Origin of the sequence: Vibrio sp. OPT46 (assembly GCF_015163535.1) — a bacterium.
Taxonomy (GTDB): Bacteria; Pseudomonadota; Gammaproteobacteria; order Enterobacterales; family Vibrionaceae; genus Vibrio; species Vibrio alginolyticus.
In genome coordinates, this window is record NZ_JADDYG010000180.1 from 1 (window position 1) to 289 (window position 289).

Annotated in this window: 1 protein-coding gene; it reads right to left on the reverse strand. The window is 41.5% G+C overall.

What is annotated here, in order from left to right; all coding sequences use genetic code 11:
- On the reverse strand, window positions 1-260 hold a 260-nt coding region (locus IQR33_RS08405; RefSeq protein WP_193843625.1), incomplete at its 3' end, for a hypothetical protein.
- Window positions 261-289 lie beyond the last annotated feature (29 nt).

Sequence of the window (289 nt, forward strand, 5' to 3'; positions counted from 1 at the left end):
CGGATGGCTTTTATCACGATCTCGACTTCTGAAAGCTGTTGAGAGGGCTTCATTTGAATAACGTTTTTACAGCAAATATTAGAAGCAGTGAGTTGTTCAAAGTCTGGACGAGGGCAGTCTGCTGTAAACAAAATCCATTGTTTCTGCTGCGATAAAACAGCCAGCTTAGATAGAAGCTGATCCGAAACGGCCATGGGCTTAGTTGCTTGTGCCAATACGTTGTAACGAGAGTATGTATGAGATTGACTTTGTAACTGCATCTTACTGTTCCTTTATACATGCTGTATGT